Here is an 11067-nt window from a genome sequence, read left to right on the forward strand (position 1 = left end):
TCGTTTAAATTTTCAGCTAAAGGAGTTTGCAAAGCTGATTTTTTTTGTGTATGTTGAATTTCAATGACAGCGTTGTCATGAGGGATCATGAAAATCTGTTGTTTCAGGACATAAAAAAATCATCGCACAAAAAAGATCAGGAATGGGAGAGAAGCTAATGTTGCACAATAAAATGAATAAGTGTGCTCTTGCCGTAAAAATGAGTTTGTTGATTGGTGCCGCAAGCTGCGCATTACCGGCACTTGCCCAGCAGCAAGAGCAGGCAGCGCAGGAAGAAAAAGTGGAAGTGATTGAAGTTCGTGGTATTCGCGCTTCGCAGGAAGCCAATATCAATGCCAAGCGTTTTTCAGCTGCAGTGGTTGATGTCGTCACTGCTGAGGATATTGGCAAGTTTCCGGATAAAAACGTTGCTGAATCTTTATCCCGTATCACAGGTGTTTCTGTCACCCGCGGTTTTGGTGAAGGTGAAAAAATTGCGGTCCGTGGTACAGATCCGGCGCAAAACCGTACCTTGTTAAATGGTGCTTCAGTAGCTTCCGCCGATTGGTTCGTATTGGATAACCCGTCACGCGCTTTTAACTTCACATTATTACCTTCGAACCTGGTTTCTGATTTAGAAGTTTACAAGTCACCACAGGCCGATATTCAGGAAGGCTCATTAGGTGGAACCGTTTATCTGAAAACCCGTAAACCTCTGGATCTGGAGGCTAATACAGTATCGTTACAGGTGCAGAACCAATACAGCGATGTCTCCGAAGAATGGGATCCGCAGTTATCCGGGCTGTATTCATGGAAAAATGAAGACGAGAATTTCGGTATTCTGGTGTCACTAACCAAGCAGGACCGTACTTTAGCCCGCGAGGGAAAAGAGGTGTTAGGCTTTGGTCGTCAGGAAGTGGATGGCGAAGATTACTGGGCTCCACGTATTATCGGTGACGCTTTTTTCCAGCAGGAGCGCGAACGTGAAACCGGCTTAGTTTCGGTGCAATGGCGTCCGTCAGAGCAAACTGACATCGTATTAAACGTGTTAGATACTACTCTGGACGCGAACAACATCAACCACAATTTATATACGTTTTATAACTCAGGTTTTGTAGAAGACTCAGCCGTGATCAAAGGCAGTGGCATAGTGTCAGGCACGGCAAACAACGCAGGCTCGGAGTTTGCCATCATTGACCGTATTTCCTACAGCGATGCTCAGTCTTATGATTTTGAAATCAACCACACGCTGGACAGTGGCAGTAAAATCACAGGTAAGCTGGGTACAACAGAAGCTGAAGGTGGCACATCACGCGACAGATATCATCAGTTTAACGGTACTTATGCCTCATCCAGTTATGATTCTGGTCTGAATCTGTCGAATTATGTCACAGCCGGTAATCTTGAAACTCAGGATGATATTCTCGGCCGTACGCTGGACTGGATGCAGGAAGGTTCGCGTGTCATGACGGATGAAGAAGACTATGCGGGTCTGGATTATTCGTTTGATGTGGACCACGGTTTATTTAACAGTATCAAGACGGGTGTGTTTTATCAGGATCATACCAAAGGGCAAAAACAAGACGGTATCCGTTTCCACTGGAGTGCAGATTCTCAACATGTTGATCCTGTGAATGGTCCTTATGGTGTGCTGAAACCGGGCGAAACAAATTGGGCTAATCAGGTGCTGGGGCAATACACTTTCGCTGATTTTGCTGGCGGCGACAGTTATGCCTATTACCCGCTGATGAGCAGAGCTAATTCTGCAACTCTCGCTTTCCCAGCTGAAGCTTATGGCTCACCTACTGCACGTTTTCTATTTTTACCTAATACCTGGGAAGTGAACGAGAAGGTGTGGGCTGGTTATATCAAAGGCGACTTCTCCGGCGAAGGTGTCCGCGGTGATATGGGCGTACGTTTAGTGAAAACTCAGGTGGAGTCTTCCGGTTATAACTGGGATGGTGACTGGGTTGCAGCCTCTATCTCTATGCTCGATGGTTATAGTTTGTTAGCTGGTGCTGTTGACTCTGCCAATGAAGGAAATTGGAATGTTCGGTATGCGACAGTGGATCATGAATACACTGATGTATTACCTAACCTGAACCTGGTGTTTGATGTGGCAGAAGATACTTTATTACGTTTCTCTGCTGCCAGAGTGATGTCGCGTCCTGATTATGTGAATATCGCTAACCAGCAATCAACCAACACTGTGACTCTGACAGGTAGTCGCGGCAATCCAATGTTGGATCCGGTGCGTGCTAACCAATTCGATATCGCATACGAGTGGTATTTCAACCCAAGTTCTTTATTAGCTGCGACCTTTTTCCATAAAGATATTAAAGGTTCTGTGCTGAATACTGTCACTCTGGAAACTGTTTATGACGAGATCAACGACGAAAACGTTGAGGTGGCGATCACTGAACCTGCCAATGGTTTAGGTGGAACAGCTCAGGGGGTTGAATTGTCCTATCAGCAGGCTATCGGTGATTTTGGTGTTATTACTAACTACACCTACACAGATTCCGACAGTGATCAAGCCCGTGATGCGGTGAATAATCCAGGTTCAGGCCTGATTATTGGCAGCTCCAAGCATATGGCTAACTTAACTGGTTATTACGAGAATGATCTGTTCAGCGCCCGCCTGAGCTACAACTACCGCACTGAGTTTTACAACGGCTTAAGCGAGTTTGGCTCTGAGTCCTACACTGACAGTTTTGGTCAGGTCGACGCCAGCTTAACTTATGATATGAACGAGTATGTTCAGTTTGTATTTGAAGCTGTCAACCTGTTGGACGAAGAGGTGTATCAATACCATATTGATAAAGAGCGTCCGACATCTATCTATAAAAACGGCCGTAGGTTTACCTTGGGTGCTAATTTAAGATTCTGATAAAGATCTGCTGAATAAAAACGGCATACCTGAGTGTGCCGTTTTTTTTGCTCTGAATAAAATGAACTGCGAGCCATCTCTGCATAAATCTGGTCATAAAAATTCTGTGTTTCCTCTGGTTTCGAAGCAAAAACTGGGGTAAGTTGGGGTCTAAATTAAGCATACATCGGTCTGCTGTATATTGGTCGTTAACCCGCAACAGGGTTAGATTCGTTAATGATGTAAAAGGTATTATTCATGTCACTGCAAATTGCTCCATTACAAAAAGAAAAACATGCACAAATAAAAATTAACACTGTAAACGCTCTGGCTTTTGCGCAAGAGCAACATATTCTGCCTGTTGTAGTTCAGGAGTTTGTGCGTATTGGTGCTGAATTACCTATAGTGTTCATTAAAGATCCTGCTACAGAGCGTTTCGATGCGGTAGTTATGCTGGGCCTGAAAACAGGTGAGAACCTGATGCTCACAGAGGGAAGATGGCAAGGCTTTTACGTACCGAAAGTGTTATGGAATCACCCGTTAACTCTAGCTGATGACCCAAGCAAGGAAGGTCAGCTGCTTGTCGCTCTGGTTGAATCAAGCCCAATGGTGAATACTGAAACTGGACATCCATTATTTAATGAAGATGGTTCAGAGTCTGACTTTTTAAAATCCCGTGTGGATTCCATGCGCGAATTTTTTATGCAATCTCAATCCACAAAAGCCTTTAACAAGACGCTGGCTGATATGGAATTGTTGATCCCTCAGACGTTAACCATCAGATTAGAAGGTGAACCTCGTGAGATATCAGGGATCTATATTGTTGATGAGAAGAAACTGAATTCATTGTCTGATGAACAATTATTGGATTTGATCAAACGTGGTTTGATGCCAGCCATTTACGCTCATTTAATGTCATTACAACAAGTGCAGCGTCTTGGCGAGCGGGCAAATAAAGCCGTGGCAGCTGCCGCCTAACTTTGATTTATCACAACAAGCAGCACGGTCTGTGCTGCTTGTTGTCTCCTTTCTGGTTTCGCCCCCTGTTTCAGCGGCTTCCTTATCCATTTTTACCTAAGGCTCTTTGAGCAAACGGCTCTTGGCTTTCTCTTTCTTCATATCCAAATAGAGCAGACAAGCTAGCTATCTATGGCGCAGCTCAGTAAAGTAAAGTGATATCAGACTCAGGAACTGTGAAATTTTATGCAGCAGGTGCGGTGGGGAATTATAGGCTGTGGCAATGTCACTGAATTAAAAAGCGGTCCGGCTTTTAACAAAGTGGAGCAATCCAGTTTAGTGGCGGTAATGCGTCGGGACGCGGCCAAAGCAGAAGATTATGCCAAACGCCATCAGGTACCTCGTTGGTATAGTGATGCGCAGCAATTGATCAACGACCCTGAGGTCGATGCTGTGTATGTGGCGACCCCTCCTGACAGTCACAAAGACTATGCGTTGCTGGTCGCTGCCGCTGGTAAAATTTGTTGTGTTGAAAAACCTATGGCACTCAGTACAGCCGAATGTATTGAAATGACGTTAGCTTTCGAGCAAAAACAGCTGCCTTTGTATGTGGCTTATTATCGTCGCTCTTTGCCGCGTTTTTTAAAAATCAAAGAGTGGCTGGAACAAGAATTGATTGGTGTGCCACGTCAGGTGCAATGGAGTTTCTGCCGTACTCCGAATGCAGTAGATCTGGCTGGTCACTACAATTGGCGCACTGATCCGGCCAAATCAGGTGGCGGCTACTTTATTGACTTAGCCAGCCATGGCCTGGATTTATTCTTGTATCTGCTCGGGGATGTGCAGGATGTGCGTGGTATCAGCCAAAACCAGCAACAGCTTTATGCGGCAGAAGATGCGGTATCTGCGGTCTGGCAGTTTCAATCAGGTTGTTTAGGTTCTGGCTTCTGGAACTTCGCTGCAGCGCAGCGGACAGACAGAGTGGTGATATACGGCAGTAAAGGCCGGATTGAGTTTTCTGTATTTGAAAATGAGCCCGTGCTGTTGTTTAGCGCAGAACAGCAATTAAGCCTGGATATAGCGCATCCGGAAAACATCCAGTTTTACCATATTCAGGCTATGGTGCAGGATTTGTTGCATGGCACTGGTCACCCGTCTACAGGCAAAACTGCGTTAAAAGCCAGCTGGATGATGGAGCAGATCCTGGGGCCAGAGTTTTAACTCAGCCCCAAGTCCAACGGCGAGAGTGATGCTGGTTGTTAATCCAGCTGAGTGACTCTGCTGGTTGCGCCATTTTTGGCTTTAGTCCGCAGTAATAAATTACTGCTGACTTTTACCGCCTCTGAGTAAGGTAACCAGCTTTGGCCCTGATCTTCACTGTATTCGATAGTTAAACCGGGCCAGGCGCTGTTTGCCAGTAATAAGCCGTCTTGTAGCACTGCTCCTGGTGGCGGCAGATACAAAGCCACACCAGCTTCGGCTAAACGTGGTAATTCCTTTTGCGTTAAGGTCCAGCCAAAACGTTGCCAGTCTTGCTGGCGTTTTTCTGTGTCTGGCTTTGCACCTTCCCACTCTGCTTTGTACCAGGCCCGCTCTGCCAGAGCTAACAAACGTGGATACAGCATCTTTTCCAGTTGCTCTGGGGTACGAATAGTTTCGCTCCAGACTTGCCCCTGGATCCCAAGAATATTCTCCGGTTTTTCTAAGGCAGGTAACTCTTTACCTAACAAAGTTTCCAGATCGTCAATCACTTTACCCTCACGGGTTTTATCAGCATTGGCGTATAAATCATCTGGCATATAACCAAATACTTTGGCGACATCAGTGAAGCGGGCCGCCCAATAATAACCACGTTCTTCCGGGTGGGCTTCGTAAGGATGGTCAAAATACAAATGAGTACCGTGGGATAACACTACCTGATAACCGGCGTTGGCTAAACGATAAGCTCTGTCGGCGACACCCCATTCCCAGATATTGTCCCAGACATTGGCATAGACTTTTTCATTGGCAAACTGCTTACGATTAAAGGGATTTTTGGCGTCGTACATTAAACCGTCTTCCCAGCCACCTAAAATCAGTTGTCGGTTTGCTGCCAGCTGTGCCACTTTCGCTACAAAATAAGGTTTTAAATCTGCAACTCCGGCAACTCCGCTGTCTGGTGTTGCTATTAGCTGCTGGCAGGCCACAGAGGCTGTCCATGAGCCTGCTCCCGTTTCATCACCGCCCATATGGAAAGTGCTGAGTTTTAATCCTGCCTGACGGTACATTTGCTGCAGTTCATACATCACTTTATCAACAAAAGCGTAAGTAGAGGGTAAACAGACATTGATCGAATTGTCTGTATAGTTTTGCACTGTGATGTAGTTCGATTGATCCAAAGGATCGGATAACAAATACTGTGTCGCTTCAGCGTCTTTACCTTGTTCTTTTAGTGTCAGATAACGAGCCTGCATGGCTTTTACTGCTGCTCTGGCGTGACCCGGCATATCTATTTCCGGGATGATCTCAATATGACGAACTGCGGCATATTTTAGAATTTCAATAAAGTCGGTTGTGCTGTAATAACCATTGCCGTTGCCTGATGGAAAAGGACCTGTACCGAGCTGAGTCAGCAGGCAATTGCGTTCGGATAAATCAAAACAGCGTTTTGCGCCAATTTGGGTTAATTCGGGCAAGCCAGGGATTTCAATGCGCCAGCCTTCATCTTCGGTTAAATGCAGATGCAGTTTATTCAGTTTGTAGCGCGCCAGTTGATCAATTATCCGCAAGGTGACTTCTTTGCCATGGAAGTTGCGCGCCATATCATAATGCAATCCACGCCAGCTAAAACGTGGCCAATCCCTGAGCGTCAGATTGGGTAACACAGTGCGCTCGCCTGTAACCGGCAGCAGAGCCAATAAGCTTTGCACGGCATAAAACGTACCTGCATTATCATTGCCATTTAAGGCAATTTGCTCATCGTGGATCACCAACTGATACCCTTCGGCTTTGTCTTCGTTCTTTGAAATCCCTAAAGCTATATGGGGCTGATTTTTCGCTGGCCTTTGTGTCGTTAAGGCCAGTGATAAGCCTGTGATCTGTTGTAACTGCTGCTGTAAATAACTGGCTTCAGAGGTTAAGCGGCCACTGTGATAGATTTGCCAGTCTGCATTGAGTTTAGTTTGTCCGCGCTGGTAACTGATCTGTTGTGGACGTGGCACTATGGACAATTGCTCCGGCTTTTCAAAGGCGGACAGCTGCTGTTGATTAAGTACAAAACGGCTTTGACTGGTGGCTATTGGGTATAAATCGGGCCCCGGCTGATTAAAACGTTGTAATTGTTCTGGTTGAGTATAAGGTTCGACAAAACGACTGAAATCTTCTGTATCTGTATTGGCAAAGATTTCAGGCGTTAAACCTTTTGCAGTAATAAAAGCCCGCGGCATCCAGTCGCTGTAACTGACTAAAGAAGAAGAAGGGGAAAAGGTAAAATTCAGCTGCTCGCCCGGTTTTAAGCCTTTAAAATCTGTTGCTGGCGTCACACTATGTAAGTCACCTTGCAGATGCTGCAGCCTTAGTCCTTTTTGGACCTTCGTATCCAGTTTTCTAATGGCATGAAAATACACGACCCAGTTGCCGGCACCAGCACCAAGAGCCACAGATGAGTTATTCCGCATTACAAATTCAGCCTGAGGTTTGTGCACTGTGGCTGAAGTAAAATTAGTATTGACTGCAAATTTTAATTCAGTGTTTTTTGCAAACTCGGCTAACTCGGACTGAGTAAAGGCTTGAACTTGTCCGCTCAATAAGTAACTGATACAAAGCCATAGTAGTAGAAAATACTTCATCGCACGCTCCCCAGAACAGCGGTACACTGTACTGCATGTTATTCCCTGATAAACCGCTTTGCTCACTGAAGGCCTGTCCAGGCATAAGGTGGCAGAGCGCGACTACAAGGTGATTGTTATTTAATTGTTTGATTTTAAATGTAAATTTAATTTATTTTTCATGTATTCTGAAAAATTAAGTTCGATTTTTAAACAAGGGTCTTGTTATTTGTCAAAATTATTATATGCTGAATTGAAAAAATGACAACGCTGTCAATTCGGTTTTTGATGAAATAATGGGCTGAAACAGGTGGAAGCATAATCAGACTGGATTAATGCTGACCAGCGGACAATGCAATGAGGTTGGTAGGATGACTACAGCAGTAGGCTATGATGGCCCATTTTATTTAGGTGTAGATGGTGGCGGCAGTAAATGCCGGGTAATCATAGTTACAGAAGACAATCAGGTCATAGGCGAGGGCTTATCTGGCCCTGCGAATCCATTACGTGGCATGAAGGTCGCAACTGACTCTATTCTTGCTGCTACTCAGCAGGCTCTGACTTGCGCTGGCATGGCGTTTAAAGATATGTCCAAACTGATTGTTGGTGCAGGCTTAGCTGGCGTCAATATGCCTGAGTACTATCGTATTTTCTCCGAATGGCAGCATCCGTTTCAGGAATTACATTTAACCAGCGATTTGCATGTGGCCTGTATTGGTGCTCATCAGGGCGGCGACGGTGCCGTCATTATTGCCGGAACCGGCTCATGCGGTTTAGCTGATGTCAAAGGTCAATTGATTGAGGTCGGCGGCCATGGCTTCCCTTATGGTGATAACGGCAGTGGCGCCTGGATAGGCTTGCAGATGGTACACCATGTGCTGTTAGCCAAAGACTTGTTAGGCCCACAGACTTTATTAACCGATTTGTTATGCAGTGAATTAAAGCTCAGTCAAACCTTGGCTTTGGTTGATTTTTTTATGCATGCCACTCCAACCACTTATGCCAAATATGCGCCTCTGGTATTTACTGCTGCAGAGCAGGGTGATCTGCTGGCTCAGCAAATAGTGCAGCAAGCGGCGGCTCATATCAGTGCGATAGCCCAGCGTTTATTAAGTATTAATCCACCCCGTTTGTCCTTGATTGGTGGTCTGGCGCATAAGTTACAGCCTTATCTGGCTTCAGAGGTGCAGCAAAAAGTGACACCAGCTTTGGCTGCTCCTGAATTTGGCGCCGTCTGGTTTGCTAAACAACGTCAGCAAAAAGCTCAACGAATTTCTTAATCTGTTTGTTAACTACTAGCTGTGAGTACTATCAAGATGACCCGAACCATTATGGCGCAGGAAGCTGCAGAAGCACCAAGCCGGATCCGCGAACAATTAGCTGCCAATGCCAGTCGTATTGCTGAGATAGTAGCGCTTATCAAGCAAAAGCAACCGCGTTATGTCTATATGGTCGGTCGCGGTTCCTCTGATCACGCCGGTGTATTTGCCAAGTATCTTATTGAAATTGAAATAGGTTTACCTGTTGCAGCCGCAGCACCTTCTATTGCCAGCGTGTACAACAAGCAACTGGATTTAACAGGTGCATTGGTGCTGGTCATTTCACAATCAGGCCGCAGCCCGGATATTCTGGCTCAGGTGGCGATGGCCAAAGCAGCTGGGGCTTTAGTGGTTGCCTTGGTCAATGATGAAAGCTCGCCTTTAGCTGCACAAGCCGATCAGATTATTCCATTGAATGTTGGTGCTGAAAAAGCAGTAGCTGCCACCAAAAGTTACCTTGCGACCTTAAGCGCTGTACTACAGCTGGTCGCGGCCTGGTCTGGCAATAGCCAGTTGCAGGATGCGGTGATTAGCCTGCCAGAATTACTTGAACGCGCTATTGAATTGCCAGCTCAGCTCACTGCACAGTCATTGCAAGGTGTTGAGCATTTAGTGGTGTTAGGTCGTGGCCCTGGTTATGCGATTAGCCGCGAAATTGCGCTGAAACTCAAAGAAGTCTGCGGTATTCACGCCGAAGCCTTTTCCAGCGCTGAGTTCCTGCATGGTCCTGTGACTTTAGTCAAAGATCAGTTCGCTATCGTTGATGTCAGCATTGCGGACGAAGCCAATGCCGCGCATCAGGCGCAAATTGCCGAAGTGCGCAGCCGCGGTGCCCGTATTGTGCATTTGCATCACGCTGACTTGTTATCGAATCCACGGGTATTACCACTGGCTCTGTTGCAGCGTTTTTATCTGGATGTTGAGGCTGTGGCTCGTAGCCGTGGCGTCAATCCGGATGCGCCTCCAGGCCTGAATAAAGTCACTAAAACGGTCTGACGAGGTTCTGATGCAACAGATTTCAGTAGCACGGCTGTTTGACGGTCAAAACTGGCAACAGAATGTAACTTTGACTATTGAAGCGGGTCATATTGATTCGATTCAACCAGCCGCTGGTCCGGTTCTGCCAGGCTCGCTGGTGCCCGGTTTTATTGATGTGCAGGTCAATGGTGGTGGTGGTGCTTTATTTAACACTGATACCAGTATTGAAGCGCTGCGTACTATGGTCAAAGCCCATGCGCAGTTTGGCAGCACGGCTTTATTACCTACAGTGATCACTGACTCTGTGGCCGTGATGCAGCAAGCCGCTGCTGTGATAGCTCAGGCTATTGCCACCAAAGAACCCGGTATTATAGGTGTGCACTTCGAAGGCCCACATTTGTCCGTACCCAAAAAGGGTGTGCATCCGCAGAACTTTATCCGCCCTTTATCCGAAGCTGAGTTAGCCATTTATAAACGCACCGATCTTGGTATCAAGCTGGTCACAGTGGCGCCTGAAACTATCAGCCCTGAACAAATTAAAGAGCTAGTCAAAGCCAATGTCATTGTCTGTTTAGGCCATAGCAATGCGGACGCAGCCACAGCACAGGCTGCTTTGGCTGCTGGAGCTACAGGTTTTACTCACTTATACAATGCGATGTCACCTTTAACCTCGCGTGAACCCGGCGTAGTAGGGGCTGCACTTGCCGATCCACATAGTTGGTGTGGCGTCATTTTAGATGGTTTGCATGTGCACCCACTGGCAGTAAAAGTGGCGTTGGCGGCCAAACCCAGAGGTAAACTGCTTATTGTCACAGACGCTATGTCACCTGTTGGCACCAATCAAACCGAGTTTGATTTTTTTGATGGCAAAGTGATTCGGGATGGTAACAAGTTAACCAACTTAAACGGCAACCTGGCGGGTTCAGTGCTCGATATGGCCAGTGCGGTGTGTTATGCCGTGGAGGAGCTTGGCCTTGAGCTTTCGGAAGCTGTGCGTATGGCGTCTTTGTATCCGGCTGAGTTTTTAGGTATCAGCGCTGAGCGTGGACAAATTAAGGTGGGAGCCAAAGCCGACCTGGTGTTGTTGAATGACAACGGCCTGGTACAGCAGTGCTGGCTGGCAGGTTACCCTTTTATCGAACAGTAAAATATCCAATAA

General features: G+C 46.5%; 7 protein-coding genes. 6 read left to right on the plus strand and 1 reads right to left on the minus strand.

All coding sequences use genetic code 11. The annotated features are described in order from the left end of the window. Window positions 1-157 precede the first annotated feature (157 nt). From IEW88_RS01240 to IEW88_RS01250, 3 genes are all read left to right on the plus strand, one after another. Window positions 158-2869: a TonB-dependent receptor gene (locus IEW88_RS01240; RefSeq protein ID WP_053423815.1), complete on the plus strand. Its 2712-nt coding sequence runs from the start codon at window positions 158-160 to the stop codon at window positions 2867-2869. A gap of 237 nt (window positions 2870-3106) precedes the next feature. After that, window positions 3107-3826 carry a SapC family protein gene (locus IEW88_RS01245; protein ID WP_147903043.1) on the plus strand — a complete coding sequence of 240 codons (720 nt, stop codon included), beginning with the start codon at window positions 3107-3109 and terminating at the stop codon, window positions 3824-3826. 225 nt (window positions 3827-4051) lie between these two features. Next, the gene (locus tag IEW88_RS01250) at window positions 4052-5026 is read left to right on the plus strand and encodes a Gfo/Idh/MocA family protein (protein ID WP_147903042.1); all 975 of its coding nucleotides are present in this window, start codon (window positions 4052-4054) and stop codon (window positions 5024-5026) included. Between the two features lie 38 nt (window positions 5027-5064). Here the strand turns inward: IEW88_RS01250 and IEW88_RS01255 are convergent, their stop codons facing one another. Then, window positions 5065-7632, minus strand: a complete 2568-nt coding sequence (locus IEW88_RS01255) for a beta-N-acetylhexosaminidase (protein ID WP_147903041.1) — start codon at window positions 7630-7632, stop codon at window positions 5065-5067. 350 nt (window positions 7633-7982) lie between these two features. Between IEW88_RS01255 and nagK the strand changes: the two genes are divergently transcribed. Genes nagK through nagA form a run of 3 tightly spaced genes read left to right on the plus strand, consistent with a single transcriptional unit; the run spans window position 7983 to window position 11055 of the window. Further along, entirely contained in the window at window positions 7983-8891 is a 909-nt protein-coding gene (gene nagK / locus IEW88_RS01260; protein ID WP_147903040.1) for an N-acetylglucosamine kinase, read from the plus strand. A gap of 36 nt (window positions 8892-8927) precedes the next feature. Next, window positions 8928-9926, plus strand: coding sequence for a glucosamine-6-phosphate deaminase NagB-II (nagB-II, locus tag IEW88_RS01265; protein ID WP_147903039.1), 999 nt, complete (start codon window positions 8928-8930; stop codon window positions 9924-9926). A 10-nt stretch (window positions 9927-9936) separates the two neighbouring features. After that, window positions 9937-11055 (plus strand): N-acetylglucosamine-6-phosphate deacetylase, encoded by a 1119-nt coding sequence (gene nagA / locus IEW88_RS01270; RefSeq protein WP_147903038.1) that lies wholly within the window; start codon window positions 9937-9939, stop codon window positions 11053-11055. Window positions 11056-11067: the final 12 nt, after the last annotated feature.

The sequence above is a fragment of the Rheinheimera tangshanensis genome (genome assembly GCF_014645135.1).
GTDB classification, from domain to species: Bacteria; Pseudomonadota; Gammaproteobacteria; order Enterobacterales; family Alteromonadaceae; genus Pararheinheimera; species Pararheinheimera tangshanensis.